An 18,218-nucleotide genomic window follows, 5' to 3' on the forward strand; every position below is an offset into this window, starting at 1 on the left:
CAGTTTTTTTATGCGATGGAATGATTGGAGTTTTCTTCCGCATCCGCGTTTTCACTTGCGGGCGCCGCCATACGGCGCTCGCGTTCCTGTTCCATCCGTTCAATATACACCCTTCCTTCTTTTTCAATAAACGACTGGTCAAGCTTTTCCTCTTCTTTAGCTGTTGTGAAAAGCTTATAGGCGCTGAAAATAATTCCGATAATGCAAAGGTATACCCACCAAGGAAAAAATAGCACGTCGGTTTCCTCCCTTTTTCACCCAGAGTCTTTATTCTAAGCTATGCTTGATAAAGACAAGTTATGAGAGCTGAACGTAAAAAAGACCGATCATAGAGAATCGGCCTTTTTATCTTATTGATGGAACGTCGGTTTGTAGAAAGAACGGTTTTCAAGCGCAAATACACGCTCTGTGTATTCGCCCGGCTTCACCCGTTCCAGCGCTCTGTCCATCATGATCATTTTTGCATCCAGATTGTCAATGTAGTGCAGAATTTCCGCTTCTTTCACCATCGGCGGTTTCGGGCTTCCCCATTCCGCTTTTCCGTGATGGCTTAAAATCAAATGCTTCAGAATCAGCACTTCTTCAGCGTCAATCTGAAGCTCTTCGGCTGCTTTTGAAAGCTCTGTCACCATGATCGAAATGTGCCCAAGCAGATTCCCTTCCACGGTGTACGTCGTGGAGACGGGGCCTGAAAGCTCTTTTACTTTGCCGAGATCATGCAGAATGACTCCGGCATACAGTAAATCCCGGTCAAGAGACGGATACAGATCGGCAATCGCTTTTGCCAGGTTCAGCATGGACACTACATGATACGCGAGCCCGGAGACGAACTCATGGTGGTTTTTAGCCGCCGCCGGGTAATCCATAAACTCAGCCGCATATTTTTTGACCAGATGTCTTGTGATCCGCTGGATATTTGGATTTTTCATTTCAAAAATGTATTGAGTGACGGTTTCCATCATTTCATTTTTCGGAATCGGCGCCGTTTCCAGAAAATCATCAATGCTGACATTTTCGTTCTCGCCGGCCGGCCGGATGTTTCTCAGCTTAAGCTGGTTTCGTCCGCGATAGTGATGGACATCTCCGATCACCTTCACGATCGTCTGCGCCGCGTACGTTACTTCATCAGTCGGCTTGGCATCCCACAGCTTCGCTTCGATATCTCCCGATTGGTCCTGCCATTAACGTCAGGAATGGTTTCCCGTTGCTTGCGATTCCCTTAGTCGAAGATTTAATCAGAAAGTATTGATCGACCTGCTCGCCGACCTCGTGCAGCATAATACCTTTTGCCATTCTATTAAAAGCTCCCTCCATATCTTACATAATACCAGTATAGCACATACCTCTTTTTTGAAAATAAACTCTTTTATGACAGGAGCCGCATGACTTGTCCGCTGTGAAAAGACCGGCTGACATGCTCATGGCAGGTGAAATAAAGTATCTGCCGCCCGCCTTCTGAGAGCTGATTCAGCACATCAAACAGCCGCTCCAGCCGCTGCCTGTCAAAATGGACAAAACTGTCATCAAGTAAAAACGGAAGTGATACCGCAGATTCCCTCTCTGACGCAAGGGCAAAACGGATCGCCGCATAAAGCTGCTCGCATGCCGCCTGTGAGAGTTCGCCTGCTGAAAACACCGTTCCGTCTTTCCGCATGACCATAATGGAATCATCCGCCTCGGAGAAATACAATTTGCGGTAGCGTCCGTCCGTAAGCGGTCCGTATAATGCACCGGCGGTTTCTAACAGACGGGGAAGCGTCACTTTTTTATGCCGCTCCATTTTTTCCCTGATGATGTGTCTGACCGTCTGTAATGCGGCCCACTCTTTAGCGGTTTTTTTCACGCGCTCCTTCTGCATTTCTGTCTGCTGTTTTAAATCGGATACAAGCCCCGAGGACTCCAGCTGCTCTTGTTTCACCGTTAATAAAGCGGTTTTCTCACGGAGCTGCGCGCTTTTTTCCTCAAGCGTTTTTTTCTCTGTTTCCTTCTGAACGACTGTATGTTCAAGTTCGGACACTGTGCGGCTCATATACGGCTCAAGCTGTTTTCCGCCTATGCCGGACAAGTGCGTTTTGATTTCGCGCAGCTGCCGCTCTGTTTCCCGGCGGCTTTCATTCAGTCTGCCGAGTTCACAAAAGTGTTCGCGATTTTTTGCGCCTGCCGCCATGAAAAGCTGTTTGACCTGCTGTTCGTAGTAATGGACTTCTTCATTTAATTCACGCATTTGCTCTTGTGCATGCAGCAGATCCGTTTCGAGCGCCTGCTTTCGTTTTGCTTCCTCACGGGCCCGTTCCGCCTGCGCCAGCAAAACGCGCAGTCTTTCTTTTACGGACAGCTCCCTTCCGTCTGAAGGACTCAGCTTTTTGACCCGGTCCTCAAATGCTCTTTGCAGCTTTTGCAGCCGGCCCGCTTCAATGGTCAGCTCATGCTTATTAAGGATTTCTTTTTTGACATCTTTCATCACATGATATGCATCAAGAAGATGGGAAGGACTTCCTGAAAAACCCAGTTCCTTCATAAAAAGTTCCGCCTGTTTTTCAGACGGCGCCATTTCCGCCTCCCATTCTTCATATTGGCGGATGACTCTTTCATATGCCGCTTCTTTCTGTTCAAGCACGGCTTGATCCGCAATCAGCTGCTGCCGGTGCCGGCCGTCACGCCAAAGCTCTTCCTGCAGAAGGTCAGCCGCTTCTTTGGAGATCGTCGGCTTCTTTTTCTTGTGACCGGCCCCTCCTCTTTCTGACGGCAGCGGTTTTTGCATGCCGGACAGCATATACAGCAGCAGAGCGCCGGTAAAAAGGGCGGCGGGCAGCCATTCCTTTAACATAGCGAAAATCGCAATGAACAGAATGCCCGCACCGAGAAAGAGCTTTTTTTGTTTGGCGCGCTGTTTTTCCAGCTGCTGTACATGTGCCTGCCATTCGTTTCCTTCTGTATCAGCCGTTTGCTTATATGATTGTAAAGCGGCTTCTTTTTCTTTCCTGACAGCGGGGTCCAAAATGTTTTCCACCGTCAAGGCATGTTTTCGTTCGGCTTCTTCCAGCTCCAGCCGCGCTTGTTCGAAAATCGCATCAAGCTGTGTCTTTCTTTCTCTTGCCTGTCCGGCGCTCTGCACGGCTTCCTGCAGCCGCCATTCATATTCATAATCGGTGTTCAGTGAAAGAATGCCGTCTTCCTCATGTCTTCCGAGCTGCTGCAATCCTGACAAAACGCGGGCAGATGTCTGCCGGATCTGTGATTGGATGGCGGCAAGCTGTTCGCCGCGCGATTCGTACATATGCTGCTCGCCGGAAAGCTCCTGCAGCTGCCGCTCTGTTTGCAGCAAGTCCTCATTTGGAGCGAGCAGCTCAGCCTGCCGCCTGAGTTCAGCCGCTTTTGCCCGAAGTCCCTCAAGACGGGCAGCTTTCGGATGGAGATGCGATTCGTATTTTTCAAGCTGATGCATCCCGTCCTTCGGGAATTGCTTCAATGCATCCGGATAAGAAGAAAGTTCGCTTTCCAAGGCTGTTTTTTTGTCTGCGAGCGGCTTTGCTTCTATCGCCGATTTTACTGTTTTGATTTCTTCAGTTATGTCTTTCAATCGTGCTTCGGCATCCTGCAAACGGCCGCCGGCGCTTTTTTTCTCTTCCAGAAGGCTGTGATAGCCCGCTTCCGCAGCTTCCGCCTGTTTCAGCTGGGCGCTGAGCCGCTTTAATGTATCCAACTCCTGATTTAAGCGGGGGTTCCGCCCGTTCGGCTTATACATCCTGTCAAGTTCTTTTGCCAGCCGCCCGTCAAGCTTTGCCGCCGCTTCCGACCCGAATAAGCTCGAATACAGGAGAAACTCGCCGATTTTGTCCCGGTTAAAAGCTTGAATCTCCTGCAGTCCGAATACATCGAACGAATAGATCGCCTCGTACAGCGCCCGATCTGTATCGGAAAGAAGCTGTTTGAGCCATTCTCCGTCCTTTATTTCGCCTGAAGCCGTATACACTCTGACTTTTTCGGCAGCGCCTTTTGTCCGTTCGATTTTGACGGCACCGTGATCGCCATGCTTCAATTCCACAGTGCCGCCGTAAACCCCGCCGTTTTTCGGTTCGTATTTTTTTGATTTCGGAAAACCGAACAGCACGCTTTTGATGAAGGACATCAATGTTGTTTTGCCCGCTTCATTTAATCCGTAGATCACTTGCACGGGAGAATCTGACAGCTGAAAACTTCGGTCGGAAAATTTTCCGTATTGGTAAATATGCATTGCCGTTATTTTCATCGCTGAAGCTCCTTCATCTGGCGTCTTAAAACGGCTTGAGCCTGCCGCTTAATATCCAGTATCTCTTCATCTGTAAATGAAGTGATCTGACGCCGATATACGGGATGACGCTCAAGGGCTTCAAATACACCGCTCATGTCCGCGCATTGTTCTATGTCCTGAAGCAGCCCTTTAAAAAACGGATCGGGCGGCACGCTGTCTGTTTCATCCGTCCGATCCTCAAGCGCTAGCGGCCAGACGAAACATTCCTCTTCGGCCTCTTCCTCCTGTAAAGCGGAAAGAAACTCCTCTGCGATGCCTGCGGGCGCTTCCGTCCAAAAGCGGGGCGCCGCGCCGCGAAGCACCAGCCTGACACATGCCGGACGGCCCGCCGCGCGCAAGCCGGAGAATGTATCCGATGCGGCTTTCAGAAGTGAGGTCATATGTTCAGCTCCTGAGATATCAAGATCAATTTCCTCCCATAACACATCATGCGCTTCTTTGAATTCCCAAGACATCTCACCGTTTGCCGCCCGGACGAGATAATATCCCTTAGGCCCGGTTTCTTTTAAATGCCGGGCTTGAATATTCCCGGGGTAAATAGCGGCGGGATGCTGGGCGGACAGAACCTGCCGTTTATGAATGTGTCCGAGCGCCCAGTAATCCATGCCGCTTTTTTCAAGGTCTTCTTTCGTAAACGGGCAGTACGGGTCATGCCCTTCCGCTCCTGATAACATGCCGTGGAGCATGCCGATATGATAAGGCGCGCCGGTCATTTTCCGGTAACGGGCCGCCTGATTGACCGTTACGCTTCTTTCCTGATAGCTGCATCCGTATATGCTTGCCGCAAGCTCTCCGTTTTTAAAGAAAGACTTTTCCTCCGGTGTACCCGAGGTGAAGATATGTACATTTTCCGGCCATTCAATCGGCGTCCACTTACCGCCCAAATGATCATGGTTGCCGAATATGACGAACACTTGGATATCCGCTTCCTGTAATCTCGTAAACTGTTTTCTCAAAAACAGCTGGGCTTTTAAACTTCTGTTGGCTTCGTCAAACAGATCCCCCGAAAGCAGCACGAAATCTGCCTGCTCCCGGAGTGCCCCGTCCGTCAGACGGCGGACGCTGTGAAATGTGCTTTCTTTAATACGCGCATATACCGGTTCAGGCAGATTCGAAATGCCGTAAAACGGGCTGTCCAGATGCAGGTCAGCGGCATGAATAAACGTCAGATCAGCCATCTCGCCCTCCCCTTTCTGCAGATTGAATTACCCTTATTTTAGCACCGTTTTTATACGAATGCACGTTCTGTAAAATAAAAAAACAGCCCGGCTGTTCCGGGCTGTTTCATTTATTTTTTGGAGATGCGCAGCGCTTGTTTGATCGCTTTGAATCCGCTGGCGTTTCCGTAAATCAAAACGCCGCCTTTGTAAATTTTCGCGCCGACCGCCGCAAAGATCACAATAGTGACCAGTGTCAGGGCGATTCCGGCCGCAGCCTGCCAAAACGGGATATCGAGCATCCCGACGCGTAAAAACATAATCATCGGCGTGAAAAACGGAATGTAAGATGTAACGGTAATAAAACCGGCGTCAGGATTGCCGATGCCGAACATGGCGATCATAAAACCTGCCACGACCAAAAAAACCATCGGCTGAATCGTCTGCTGTACGTCCTCTATCCGGCTGACAACACTGCCGAGAAACGCGGCAAGCGTCGCGTAAAGAAAATAGCCGAGCAAATAGAAAATGACGGCATAGACTATCGTCGAGACGGGAACATCCGTAAAATTGAGGAATGCACTGATCGGCGACGACGCATCATTTTGAGGGTTCAGCTTCAGTGAGAGATAACCCGCTGCAATCAGCACCGCAAACTGTGTGATCCCCACGAGCGCGATACCGAACAGTTTGGCAAACATCTGCTGAATCGGCGGCATGCTTGAAATTAAAATTTCCATGACGCGGGACGATTTTTCCGTCGCCACTTCCATCGCAATCATGCTTGCGTACATGATAACTGAGAAGTAGATGACAAACAGCATGATGTATACAAGCCCCATTACCTGACCGAGCTCTTCCTCAGATTTCGCCCCTTTTTCCAGCGCGTCTTTGCTGACTTCCGGCGGAGTGTAGAGGCTGCTGACTTTTTCTGCCGAAATGCCGAGCTTGGCGGTTTCGACAGCGGTTTTCGTCTGGGTTAAAGCCTGCTTGAGCAGTTTATACGCTGATTCATCAGAAATGGTCAGCGCCTTGTATGCTCCCGTTATCGTTCCTTTTTGATCCTGTCTGATGATAAACAGTCCGTCCCATTCACCGTCTTTGACACGCTTTACGGCATCTTTTTCGGACTCCTTCGTCTCCATTGCCTGCAGATCATTGTCTGTATCCGCCGCTTTAAGCTGTTTTGCAAACGCCGGGTACAGCCCGCCCGTTTCATCAATCACCGCGATTTGCTGCTTGCCGTCATCCGATTGAAACACGGAAATAATCGATTGCAGGTTGGTCACCGCTAATACTAATAAAACGGTAATGGCGGTCGAAATAATGAATGACTTTGTTGCGATTTTGTTTTTATATGTATGAAACAGCATAATCCAAAATTTATTCATATACGGCCCCCACCTTTTCTATAAAAATATCATGCAGTGACGGCTCTTCCAATTCGAACTTCCGTATAAAACCTTTCCCTTGCAGCGCCCGGAAAATATCCTGCGAAACCGGTTCATTCGCGACCTGCAGTCTGATTCCGTCATTTGTTTCCTTCCATTTCACGACACCTTCATGCGTTTTTAAAAAGCTGAGGTCATCATCTGAATGAACGGTGACATTTTTTTTGCCGAAAGACCGCTTAATGTCTTTCAGATTGCCTTGAACGACGGGTTTTCCCTTCTGGAGAATGCACAAATTCTCGCAAAGTTCTTCCACATGCTCCATTCGGTGGCTTGAAAAAACGATGGAAACGCCGCTGTTTTTCAAAGAAATAACCGCTTCTTTCAGCAGCTCGACATTCACCGGATCAAGACCGCTGAAAGGTTCATCGAGAATCAGCAGTTCAGGCTTATGCAGGACGGCCGAAATAAACTGGATTTTCTGCTGGTTTCCTTTTGACAGCTCTTCGACTTTCTTATTCTTGTAATCTGTAATGCCGAAGCGTTCGAGCCATGTCATGAGCTCTTTTTCCGCTTCTTTTTTGCTCATTCCTTTTAATCTCGCCAGATAGACAAGCTGGTCACTCACCTTTACTTTCGGATACAGCCCCCGCTCTTCCGGGAGATAGCCAATTTTTTCACTGATGGAATAATTGACCGGCTTCCCTTTCCAGGTGATATGCCCGTCAGTCAGGCTTAAAAGACCTAAAATCATCCGAAAGGTCGTCGTTTTTCCCGCGCCGTTTGCGCCGAGCAGCCCGAACATTTCCCTTTCAGGTATTTGCAGGTTCAAATTGTCAACAGCGGTAAAGCTGCCGAATGTTTTCGTTACATTTTCAATTGTAAGCACGAATCCAACTCCTTCCTTGACCCATTATATACTAATAATGGGTAAAAATTAATGGAGGATTTTAAATTCTTTATCAGAATATCATTCTATAAAGGGGGTGACATGATGGGACAATATGTATTGACCGCATTCCATGCGTCGGGAGAAACGCTGCTGGATGAACGGATCGAAGCAGATAATGAGGCGGAGGCGAAGGCCGCCGGAGAGGCTTTGTTAAAGGAAAAAAAGCTTGAGCACAGTACTCACCGCTTGGTAAATGAAGCCGGAAAGCTGATTTTATTCCACAGATAACAGAAGCTTTCCGGCTTCTGTATTTTACCGGTTAAATTGAGGCGTCCGTTTTTCTAAAAAAGCGCGGATGCCCTCTTTATGATCATCCGTTTTTCTCATATTTTCCTGGGCCTTTCGTTCAAGAGACAAAACGTCTTTTAACCGGCTGATATGAAGGCTCTGATAAATAGCCTTCGTTTCAATCATCGCTGACAGCGGCGCATGCAGCAATCGGTCGATATACGGTTGTGCCCCCTCCGCAGGGCCGCCGCTGAACAGCCCGTCGGCAAGCTTGAGCCGCACCGCTTTTTCAGCCGGCAATTTTTCACCGCTCCAAATCAGTTTTTTCGCTTCGATCTCACCGACGCGTCTCATTAATAAATAATGGCCTCCACCGTCGGGAACCAATCCGATGCCGATGAAATTCATCGCGAGTCGGGCGTTTTCTTCGGCGAGCACCACATCGGCGCACAGCGCGAAACTCAGCCCGAGCCCCGCCGCGGCTCCGTGGATGGCGGCTATCACAATTTTTTTCATATCATAGAGCGTCAGCGTAATGGATTCAATCATTTTCATGAGCCGTTCATATTCTCCTGAATCATGATCAGACGTCATCATCTGGATATCACCGCCCGCGGAAAATCCCCTGCCTTCCCCCCGCAAGAGGACGATAAGCGCTTCACTGTCGGCTGCCATAACGCATGCATTTTCCAATTCCCGGAGCATTTGTTCATTCAGCGCGTTGTAACTGTCAGGCCGGTTCAGCACAATCTCTGCGATCTTTCCCTTTTCTTCATAACGAATATACTTCATGTTTACTCCCTCCTTGAATCCGCTTACATATTTTGTTCAAATGATATATTCCTTCCCCCGAAACGAAACTCCTCTATTTTTCAAGGTCAACAGATACCGAAAAATGCATATCATTTGAAACTGAACATACATTTTTATATAGTGAAATTGATATACAAAACAAAAGGGGGGAAAAACACCGATAATGAAATATGTGATACTCAGCTTGTTACTGAGCTTTTTGATGGTGCTGTTCCCCCCTTCGGATGTCGCTCTTCCTTCCCAATTGGTGACAGAAACAGACAGCCATGTACAAATTTCGGTTTACCCGCAGGAAACGGAATCGGCAAAGACGCCGGTTCAAACCAAAACCGCTCCGCAAGGCCTGTCAAAAGGATACGGTGCGTTATCCCGGATGATCTCCCTGTTATCTGTCAAACCTCTTGATCAATTCATTGATTCCACAATGGAAAGGACATGCGCCATTCCGATACAATACCAGTCAAATTACCTCCGGCATCAGACCATTTCTCATTGCCAATCTGTATTTACGGTGTAAAAACAGTATATTCCGGAGGGATTTTTTATGAATATTAAAGAAAACGATCTGCCCGGCATCGGGAAAAAATTCGAAATCGAAACGAGAAATCATGAAAAAATGACGATCATCATTCATGATGACGGCAGGCGGGAAATTTACAGATTTGATGACCGCGACCCTGATGAGCTTCTGGCAAGCATTTCACTTGATGATACGGAAGCAAGACAGATTGCCGCGATTATCGGCGGGATGGTGTACAAACCGCAGGCGCTTGAATCGATTGAAATGGCGTTCAGCGATCTGATTATCGAATGGTTTAAAGTTGAAAAAGGGGCAAAAGCGGCAGGGCGGACGCTCGGCGAACTGGATGTGCGCCAAAACTATGACGTGACGGTTATCGCCATCATTAAGCATGACCAGAAAAAGTTTTTAAACCCGGGCGCTGATTCGCTCCTTGAAGCAAACGATACACTCGTCCTCTCAGGTGAAAGAAAGCATCTGAAAAAACTGATCCAAGACTTCCTCTCCAGAGACGGAGTGTGATCTGTTTATGGATCATCTCGTATTTGAAGTCGGTACGGCGTTAGTTCTTGTGGCCATTGCGAGTGTCATCGCCAATAAAATTAAATTCTCGATCATCCCCTTCCTGATCATTTTAGGAATGCTTGTCGGGCCGCACGCGCCCCAAGCGGGCATCATTGACCTGACGTTTATCGAAAGCCGGGAAGTGATTGAGTTTTTCGGACGGATGGGCGTCCTGTTCCTCCTCTTTTACCTCGGGCTTGAATTCTCGGTCGGAAAATTAGTCAAATCCGGACGTTCAATCGCCGCCGGCGGAACGATTTATATTCTGATTAATTTCAGTTTAGGGCTGATCTACGGCTTTATCACGGGCTTTTCCTTTTTGGAAGTGCTTGTATTGGCGGGCGTCATCACGATATCATCAAGCGCCATTGTCGCAAAGGTGCTTGTCGACTTAAAGCGCACGGCCAATCCGGAAACGGAGCTGATTCTCGGCATCATTATGTTTGAGGATATTTTTCTGGCGGTTTACTTGTCCGTCGTTTCCGGGCTTGTTCTGGGAGACGCGACGTCTGTCGGGGGCGCGCTGATGTCAATCGTGATCGCTTTCGGATATATGCTGCTGTTTTTCATTGCCGCCCGGAAATTGCCGCCTCTGCTGAACAAGCTGCTTGATATCCGTTCAAACGAGGTATTTGTCATCGTCATTTTCGCCGCGCTCTTTTTCATTGCCGGCTTTTCCGAAACGATTCATGTCGCTGAAGCGATCGGCGCGCTCTTGCTCGGACTCGTATTTTCGGAGACGGCCCATTCTGACAGGATTGAGCATCTTGTCGTGCCGTTCCGTGACTTTTTCGGCGCCATGTTTTTCTTCAGCTTCGGCCTCAGCATTGATCCGTTTTCACTCGGAGATGCGGTATGGCTTGCCCTCGGCGCCGTTCTGCTGACGATTGCCGGAAACTTTATCGCCGGCATGATCGCCGGGCGCCGGGCGGGGCTTTCTCATAAAGCATCGTCCAATATCGGGCTGACCATTGTGTCCCGCGGCGAATTCTCCATTATCGTCGCAAACCTCGGCATCGCCGGCGGCCTGTCCGCTTCACTTAAACCTTTCGCCGCCTTATATGTTTTGATACTGGCCATCTTCGGCCCTTTGCTCACGAAAGAATCGAAGCGGATATATCTCCTGCTGAACAGCGTATTCAAATGGAAGACGCCTGAAAAGAAGCCGCAGAAATCATAAAAAAAAGCTGACCTCTTCATAAGAGGTCAGTTTTTTTGAGCGGGAAGAAATTGCTGAAAAGCCGTTTTTTTATTAATGGAGAAATGCTCTTTTCCCAGAATGGTATTGATGATTTTTTGGTTTCTGTAAACAGACAGCTTCAAATTCGTAGCGCCCGTTCCGTGAGCATGATCAAGATTCGTTAATGTGAAAAAGTGATGCCGCCTGTCGTCCTTAAAGACAAGACGGGAATCGGCCGTCACTTTAAACCGTTTCTCATCCTCCCATTCAATATCGGGGGCGATTGCCGTAAACCATTCCGGAATATGAGGTTTAAAGCCGGTCGCCAATATCACTTTTTCTGAATCGGCCGTAAAAGTTTCATCCATCTGCCATTGATGAAAGCTCAGTACGCAGCGCCCGTTTTGCTTTTCAATTTTTTCAAGCTCCGCCATCGGCTGAATATACACGTCAGGCGAACCTCCGCTGATCGATCTGTGATACAGGGCATCGTAAATGGCGGCAAGTGTGTCAGAATCAATGCCGTGGCGCAGTCCGTCCAGCTCAGGGAGTGTGTTCAGCCGTTCTTTAAAAGGCAGGCGGTTAAAATATTCCACATAATCAGGTGTAAACATTTCCTGCCCGAGCTTGGCGGTTTCCAATTCTCGAAATCCGGCGGAGCGTGTCACCCATTGCAGCCGGCTGCGGCGGTATTGTTCATCATGCAATAAGTCAGAAAAGATCTCCGCGGCGCTCTGTCCGGAGCCGACCACTGTAATTGATTCGGCGCCGGCGAGCTCGTCTTTCCGAAACAAATATTCCGTGCTGACCATCGTGTCCTGACGCGCTCCGTCATCAATCTCTGCGGGAATAAGCGGTTCAGACCCCGTCCCCATGACGAAATGCTTCGTCTGATAGACACTGATGCTTCCGTCCTCAATGTTTTTGACGCTGACTTCATAATGTCCGCCGGCATTTTTCACGCCGATTACCTCTGAGCCGAAACGGCATGATTTGATTTCTGAAGCCGCCCAGCTTAAATAGTCGTTAAATTCCCGTCTCGGAATATCAAATTCATTAAACGTATAAAACCGGTACAGCCGGTCATGTTCATGGAGAAAGTTTAAAAACGTGTAGCGGCTTTTCGGATCGGCGAGCGTGACCAGATCCGCCAGAAACGCCACCTGTAAATCCGTTCCTTTAATTAATAGACCGGGATGCCACGCAAATTCTTTCTTTTTATCGAAAAAAAGAGCGTCTGTTCCGGGTATATCCTCTAACAATGCGGCAAGCCCTAAATTAAACGGCCCGATTCCCGCTCCTATGACATCATACATATTATGCACCTCTTGCGAATAACAGTCTGATGAACTTTTCCCGTTTTTACAGACGGTTAAACATAAAAAAACGGCACGCTGATTCCGTGCCGTTTTTGATATTATAATGCAGATTTGACGAACATCTCATCTAAGTATTTGATTTTCTCTTCTGTATAATGCTCGAATCGGTCATTATATGATTTCGGATCTTTCGGATTGGCGAAGTGCGTGATTTTTCCGGTTTCCGGATGAATGAATTTGCTTGCCGCGCCGCAGCCGATACCGATAATCGTCTGCACTTCTTCCATAATCATAATGTTGTAGATGCTCTCCTGACCCGGGAAGGAGTAGCCGACATTTTCAAGGTTTCCGAGAATGTTTTTCTGCCGGTACAAGTAGTACGGCGTATAGCCGTGCTCTTTTGTCCAGCGGACGGCGTCATCCATCATGCGGGATACTTCCTGCCTGTCGGCAACTTTATACTTATGCTTGTTTCTCGTCATTTCTGACGCCCGTTTAAAAGAAAGCGTATGAACGGTCAAAGATTCAGGCATCAGCTTTTCCGTTTCTTCAAGACTGTGCCTGAACTCAGCCGTCCCTTCTCCCGGCAGGCCGATGATCAGGTCCATGTTGATATTATTCATGCCGTGTTTGCGGGAAAGATGGTATTTTTCGATGGTTTCTTCAACTGTATGGTGTCTGCCGATGGCCTTTAGCGTTTCGTTTTCATAAGATTGCGGGTTGATGCTGATTCTGTCAATCTTATACTTATTTAAAACGGCCAGCTTTTCCTCCGTAATCGTGTCGGGACGGCCCGCTTCAACGGTAATCTCCCTGATATTTGCGACATCCGGGAAAGAGCGGACCATTTCTTCATATAAAAGATCCATTTCTTCAGCGGTAATGCTTGTCGGCGTGCCGCCGCCGAAATAAATGGTCGTCACTTTGATATCATGCCGCTTCAGCCATTCTCCGATTTTCTGCATTTCATAGTGAAGCCCCCATAAAAAGGAGCCGACTCTTCCCGCCTGTCCTTGAATGGCATAAGCCGGAAACGTGCAGTAGGCGCATTTCGTCGGGCAGAACGGGATGCCGATATATATGCTGACTTCATCTTTGACCCGGTACAGATCGGGAACCGCAGCGAGCTGGCGGTCGACAATCTCCTGCATCAGATTGATTTTTTCATCATGGATCAGATAGTCTTTTTTCAGATCGGCATGCGCCTCTTCTTTTGTCAGGCCGCTCTGCAGCTTTTTATGAAGAAGTTTAGTAGGCCTGATGCCGGTTAAGATTCCCCATTTTTGTGTCATGCCCGTATGTGATTGAAGAAGATTTAAGTAGACATATGACAGCGTGTTTTTCACCTGTTTAAATACTTCTTTTTCGCTCCATCCGGCAAGAAGCGGTTTCGTGTGATGTTCCTTTTCGCCGGTTCCTTTGATTTCTCCGGATACCGACACGCTGTCTGCATCTTGAGAAATGGCAAGTGAGATGACGAGATCAGAGGGTTCCTCCGTTTCGCCGTACGCAAGAACACACTCTTCAAAAAATAAATTCGCGATGTTTTGCAGCGGACGATGCAGCCTGTCATCCGTTATGCCGTCTATTTTTATTTGCAATGTGATCACCTTATTTTTCAGATTCAAAACTTTCTTTAGTGTACAGAAAGAACAGGCTAAAATCAATCCGCGAAAAAGCCGCAGACCGGCGTTTCGCGTCTGCGGCTCTTGATTACGGCCGTTTCATATGGAACTTATCGAGAAAGCCTTTGCGGTGCTGCATGCGGAAATATTCCTTAATCATATAGGCGACTCCCTGTTCATCATTTGACCTTGTCACCCAGTCCGCTTTTCTTTTTAATTCATTTGAGGCATTCCCCATCGCGACGCCGAGACCGGCCAGCTCGATCATCGGCAGATCATCTTCCTGATGGCCGATAGCTACAACCTCTTCCATTGAAAGCCCGAGATCAGCGGCGACCATCGAAAGTCCGCTTTCTTTTGAAACCCCTTTAGGCACGATGTTCAGTTTTTCTCCGTTGACGCGGATCACATCGACGGCCGGGAATGCTTTCATTATCGTATCCGTTATATCAGCCTGCAGGCCATCTTCAGCATGCACTTCAATGACGGGCGCTGAAACCGGCTCATCAAGGAGCAGGTCACTTAATGATTCGACAAACTGCACCGGATAAAAAATCGGGTCAGACGGATGAATCATCGTTTTTCCGACCAGATTGGAGTTCACTTTCTTCTTGTTTCCGATCGAATATTTTTCGTGAAGAAGCCGGATATTGCATTGATAGCTTTCCAGCACCTGAACGATATTAAACGTGTGATCTTCTGATATTTTCTTTTCAAAAAACGGCTCATCTATTTTTTCAGAAATGTATGCACCGCTGTGGGTAATCAATTTTGCATCAAGCTTTAATATTTTCGCCACTTTTTGAGCGGAGCGAAAATGGCGGTTTGTGACCAGTGTGACGTAAATCCCTTTTTTCTTGACGTATTCGATGGCATCCTTTGTCGTCTGATGAAGTTTGCCGTTGGAGCGAAGAAGCGCTCCGTCTATATTTAACGCCAGCATTTGTTTTGACACAGAGAAGTCCCCCTCCTTGATGACTGTACTTGTCATTAGGATATGACCCTGTCTCTTTGTTTAGAACAACCTTTTCTCCGCAGCAAAAAAGCCTGCCTCAAGCAGACTTTGAACTGTCGTTTTGTTGGGATACGATCGATTTGCTGCCTTCTCCCCAATGTGCATTTCTATTTACGAAATATATCAGGAACCCCTTATTTGACCGTTGATGCGCTCGTTTCACTTACTCTCTGTTGCTACCCCTTAACATACCAGGCAGTATAGGCGACCGTATCCTTAGATCATCTGTAAGTGTAGGCGCTTTCAGAGTTATTATCTCAATAATATTGTTAAAAAACAAGGGTTTTTTTAACTAAAAAAATCAGGGGAAATATCTGTGCTGAATGTATGATAAAGTTGAAAGGGAACATATATTCGCATATAATAAAAGAAAAAAAGCGGTGACTGTCATGTCTCTATTAAAAGATATTTATAACGAAGAATTTGCAGAAGCACTTCTGAACAGAATCAAATCGGCGTACCCGGCTTTTGAGCGGGACAAGTGCCGGGCGCTGATGTTTCAGGAAGATTGGCCCGGACTGACGTTAAAACAGCGGATGCGCCGGATCACAGACTCTTTATATGAAACACTGCCGAAGGATTACATACGGGCCCTTGACGTCTTATACGAGACAGCTCCCCATTTCACAGGGCTCGCCGGGATTATTTTTCCCGATTATGTCCAACAGTACGGAACGGATCACTGGGAAGCATCAATGAAGGCGCTTCAGTTTTTCACTCGTTTTTCCACTTCCGAATTTGCGGTCCGCCCGTATATCAGGCTTGACCGGGAGAGGATGTTCAAAGAGTTCCTTTCCTGGACGGAGCATCCGGACGAACATGTCAGAAGGCTTGCCAGCGAAGGCTCAAGACCGCGCCTGCCGTGGGGAATCTCCATTCCGGCTCTTCTTGACGACCCTTCTCCGATTCTCCCTGTTCTGGACCGCTTGATGCAGGATGACTCGTTATATGTCAGAAAAAGCGTGGCGAATAACCTGAATGACATCTCCAAAACACATCCGGATGTTCTGGCACAGATCGCAGCCGAGCGGTTCGGAAGCTGTCCGCACACGGATTGGATTTTGAAGCACGCCTGCAGGACACTGTTAAAAAGAGGAGACAAACAGGCGCTTGCGATTTTCGGGTTTGAAGACGCCTCCCGGATTTCATTGGAACGTTTTACACTGAATCCGGAAACGGCCGCCATCGGAACAAGCATACATTTTTCTTTTCAGATCCGCTCATCCGCCCGGCAAAAAGTCAGGGTTGAATACGCGATTGATTTTGTAAAGAAAAGGGGGCACCGCAGCCGCAAGGTGTTTAAGATGTCGGAGTCCGCCATGGATAACGGAGACGTAAAAGCCTTCAGCAAACATCATTCCCTTAAAGATTTAACCACCCGCAAGCATTATCGGGGAATTCACACTCTGTCTGTCATCATTAACGGAACGGTAAAAGGTTCTCTTGATTTTTCTGTTGAATAAAAAAACCCCTCCATTTCATACATGGAGGGGTTTGAAGCTTATTGCGGGCTGCCGTAAAGCTCTTCAAGAGGTTTCATAATGATTTTGTTTAACTCGCCGATCAGCATGCTCATGCGCTGTTCCGCTTCCATCAGCTGAGAAATCAATTCATGCTGCTGTACGAGAGCAACGGTTTTTTGTGCCTGCTCTACCTCTTCCTGAGTGATTTCTTCACCTGACATCTGCTTCTGCTGCAGCTGCAGCTGTACATTGCGGAAGTTATCAAACATGCGTTTTGCGGATTCATCTGCGTTTACTTGATCATAAAGCCCTCTCAGACGGCTGTATTCATCACTGTTTCGCAAAGCTTTTTCAAGATCATATGCTGCATCATAAAAATGAACTGCCATAGTAACCGCTCCTTTCTTCCTTTCGGACATACCACTCCACTATAACAGACTGCGGAGCGACTTTCATCATCGGCGTATGTTTTCCTTAGAAAAGAATGACAAACAAAGCCTGAATTGCTCCGATTATCCCGCCGAGCAGACCGCCTAAATACGTTATCATCTTAAATTCTCTCTTGGAAATTGACAGCACCATTTCTTCCAGCCGTTCAACGGGAAACTGATCAACCTGCTCTTTGACCACTTCCTCAAGACGCAGCCGTTTCAGCACATCCTCCAAATGAGCGGCAATACTGCCGAGTGCCGCATCAAGCAGCTTCGGCGCGTACGTCCCCGTAATCTCCCCTTCATAACGGGAGATGATGTCACCGATCCGGCATTCGAAAAAGGGCGCGGTTTGAAGTGCGGCCAAAGCCCGCTTTTTCATGCTGAACAGCAGATCTTTCGCATTCCACTTTTCATCGGCCTCATAAAGTGTATAAGATTTGAGCTTGCCCCATTCTTGAGAAAGCAGATCAGCCAGAAGCTTTTTCGTTTCCTCATTGCGCAAAAACTTTAACAGCTCAGGCAGCACACGGTCTGCCAAGCTTGAATTGCCGAGGAACATCTGCACCATGCCGCCGAGCATCCCCCGGGAATTCAAAAAGTCGTCAATCATATTTCCGAGCCTGTCTTTCCCTTCTTCGCTCTCAAAATAATCAATGCTCCGCTTCAGGATATAATCTGCGGCCAGCGGGATTTTTTCATCCAGCTTTTCCTGCAGCTCATCAGGAAGCCAGTCTTTTATGGCGCGGTGCTCATATTTCCGGTACAGGTCCGAAAGCTTTTCATCGGTAAAACGATCAATCCAGGCATCCGTCTTTTCCTGCGGATTCCGGATGCCCGCGGCGGCCAAAGCTTCGTGCACCGTCATCTCGGAAGCGGCCATTTTTTGCGTGAATTGTTCGGCGAAAAGAAGCGCCTGGTTTTTAACGGTATCTGATAAAAGCCGCTTTTTTATTCCTTCCGGGGTTAAAAGGTGGTTCGTCACCATGAGCCCCATTTGTTTTGCCAATTCATCCCGTCTTTTCGGGATCAGCCCCGGCGTAAACGGAACCCGTTTTCCGAACAGGTAATACGGCCGGTACGGACGAAATAACATCTGAATGGCAAGATGATTCGTCACCGCGCCGATCGCGGCTCCGATCACAATCATAAATAGAAACGTTCCTGCTATGCCCATTCCTTTTCTTCTGCCTCCATCTTATGTTCTATTTTCTTGATGATATATCTATTCGTATTATAGAGGCTGGCGGGCATGCGGGCAAATGAAGA

16 protein-coding genes and 1 pseudogene are annotated in these 18,218 nt (G+C 47.9%); 5 read left to right on the forward strand and 12 right to left on the reverse strand.

The features are described 5' to 3' along the window. Positions 1-8: 8 nt before the first annotated feature. The 6 genes and pseudogenes from MJQ52_RS06125 to MJQ52_RS06150 all read right to left on the reverse strand — a co-directional run bounded on the left by MJQ52_RS06125 (position 9) and on the right by MJQ52_RS06150 (position 7,728). The gene (locus MJQ52_RS06125) at positions 9-236 is read right to left on the reverse strand and encodes a sporulation YhaL family protein (RefSeq protein ID WP_007409227.1); all 228 of its coding nucleotides are present in this window, start codon (positions 234-236) and stop codon (positions 9-11) included. A 114-nt stretch (positions 237-350) separates the two neighbouring features. After that, positions 351-1,293, reverse strand: a pseudogene (gene yhaM / locus MJQ52_RS06130) (3'-5' exoribonuclease YhaM). Positions 1,294-1,366: 73 nt separating this feature from the next. Beyond that, positions 1,367-4,249: an ATP-binding protein gene (locus MJQ52_RS06135; protein ID WP_094247099.1), complete on the reverse strand. Its 2,883-nt coding sequence runs from the start codon at positions 4,247-4,249 to the stop codon at positions 1,367-1,369. Then, positions 4,246-5,469, reverse strand: a complete 1,224-nt coding sequence (locus MJQ52_RS06140) for a metallophosphoesterase family protein (protein WP_043866965.1) — start codon at positions 5,467-5,469, stop codon at positions 4,246-4,248. The genes MJQ52_RS06135 and MJQ52_RS06140 overlap by 4 nt, the downstream gene beginning before the upstream one ends. Positions 5,470-5,579: 110 nt before the next feature. Next, complete coding sequence (locus MJQ52_RS06145) at positions 5,580-6,839, reverse strand: ABC transporter permease (protein WP_014304724.1); 1,260 nt, start codon at positions 6,837-6,839, stop codon at positions 5,580-5,582. After that, positions 6,832-7,728, reverse strand: a complete 897-nt coding sequence (locus MJQ52_RS06150) for an ABC transporter ATP-binding protein (RefSeq protein WP_003155257.1) — start codon at positions 7,726-7,728, stop codon at positions 6,832-6,834. The genes MJQ52_RS06145 and MJQ52_RS06150 overlap by 8 nt, the downstream gene beginning before the upstream one ends. 105 nt (positions 7,729-7,833) lie before the next feature. Between MJQ52_RS06150 and MJQ52_RS06155 the strand changes: the two genes are divergently transcribed. Next, positions 7,834-8,019, forward strand: a complete 186-nt coding sequence (locus tag MJQ52_RS06155; protein ID WP_070081577.1) for a YhzD family protein — start codon at positions 7,834-7,836, stop codon at positions 8,017-8,019. A gap of 24 nt (positions 8,020-8,043) precedes the next feature. Here the strand turns inward: MJQ52_RS06155 and MJQ52_RS06160 are convergent, their stop codons facing one another. Next, complete coding sequence (locus MJQ52_RS06160; protein WP_015239501.1) at positions 8,044-8,811, reverse strand: enoyl-CoA hydratase; 768 nt, start codon at positions 8,809-8,811, stop codon at positions 8,044-8,046. A 184-nt stretch (positions 8,812-8,995) separates the two neighbouring features. Between MJQ52_RS06160 and MJQ52_RS06165 the strand changes: the two genes are divergently transcribed. Genes MJQ52_RS06165 through MJQ52_RS06175 form a run of 3 tightly spaced genes read left to right on the forward strand, consistent with a single transcriptional unit; the run spans position 8,996 to position 11,096 of the window. Then, positions 8,996-9,349 (forward strand): hypothetical protein, encoded by a 354-nt coding sequence (locus MJQ52_RS06165; protein ID WP_094247100.1) that lies wholly within the window; start codon positions 8,996-8,998, stop codon positions 9,347-9,349. Between the two features lie 27 nt (positions 9,350-9,376). After that, the gene (locus tag MJQ52_RS06170; protein ID WP_061890517.1) at positions 9,377-9,874 is read left to right on the forward strand and encodes a cation:proton antiporter regulatory subunit; all 498 of its coding nucleotides are present in this window, start codon (positions 9,377-9,379) and stop codon (positions 9,872-9,874) included. 7 nt (positions 9,875-9,881) lie between these two features. Further along, positions 9,882-11,096 (forward strand): cation:proton antiporter, encoded by a 1,215-nt coding sequence (locus tag MJQ52_RS06175; RefSeq protein ID WP_003155266.1) that lies wholly within the window; start codon positions 9,882-9,884, stop codon positions 11,094-11,096. Positions 11,097-11,122: 26 nt separating this feature from the next. Here MJQ52_RS06175 and MJQ52_RS06180 read toward each other — a convergent pair whose 3' ends face one another. The 3 genes from MJQ52_RS06180 to MJQ52_RS06190 form a co-directional block, all read right to left on the reverse strand. Then, positions 11,123-12,412 (reverse strand): lysine N(6)-hydroxylase/L-ornithine N(5)-oxygenase family protein, encoded by a 1,290-nt coding sequence (locus MJQ52_RS06180; protein ID WP_003155267.1) that lies wholly within the window; start codon positions 12,410-12,412, stop codon positions 11,123-11,125. 101 nt (positions 12,413-12,513) lie between these two features. Beyond that, positions 12,514-14,016: a coproporphyrinogen III oxidase gene (locus MJQ52_RS06185; protein ID WP_007409236.1), complete on the reverse strand. Its 1,503-nt coding sequence runs from the start codon at positions 14,014-14,016 to the stop codon at positions 12,514-12,516. A 112-nt stretch (positions 14,017-14,128) separates the two neighbouring features. Continuing rightward, positions 14,129-14,995 carry a Cof-type HAD-IIB family hydrolase gene (locus tag MJQ52_RS06190; protein WP_031378450.1) on the reverse strand — a complete coding sequence of 289 codons (867 nt, stop codon included), beginning with the start codon at positions 14,993-14,995 and terminating at the stop codon, positions 14,129-14,131. A gap of 383 nt (positions 14,996-15,378) precedes the next feature. Between MJQ52_RS06190 and MJQ52_RS06195 the strand changes: the two genes are divergently transcribed. After that, entirely contained in the window at positions 15,379-16,518 is a 1,140-nt protein-coding gene (locus tag MJQ52_RS06195) for a DNA alkylation repair protein (protein ID WP_173612612.1), read from the forward strand. 38 nt (positions 16,519-16,556) lie between these two features. Here MJQ52_RS06195 and MJQ52_RS06200 read toward each other — a convergent pair whose 3' ends face one another. Together MJQ52_RS06200 and MJQ52_RS06205 are read right to left on the reverse strand one after the other, a co-directional pair. Next, positions 16,557-16,907, reverse strand: a complete 351-nt coding sequence (locus tag MJQ52_RS06200) for a YlbF family regulator (RefSeq protein WP_007409239.1) — start codon at positions 16,905-16,907, stop codon at positions 16,557-16,559. Between the two features lie 85 nt (positions 16,908-16,992). After that, complete coding sequence (locus MJQ52_RS06205; RefSeq protein ID WP_033574472.1) at positions 16,993-18,126, reverse strand: DUF445 domain-containing protein; 1,134 nt, start codon at positions 18,124-18,126, stop codon at positions 16,993-16,995. Between the last annotated feature and the right edge of the window lie 92 nt (positions 18,127-18,218).

Source organism: Bacillus sp. jun7, assembly GCF_051034795.1.
Classification (GTDB): domain Bacteria; phylum Bacillota; class Bacilli; order Bacillales; family Bacillaceae; genus Bacillus; species Bacillus velezensis.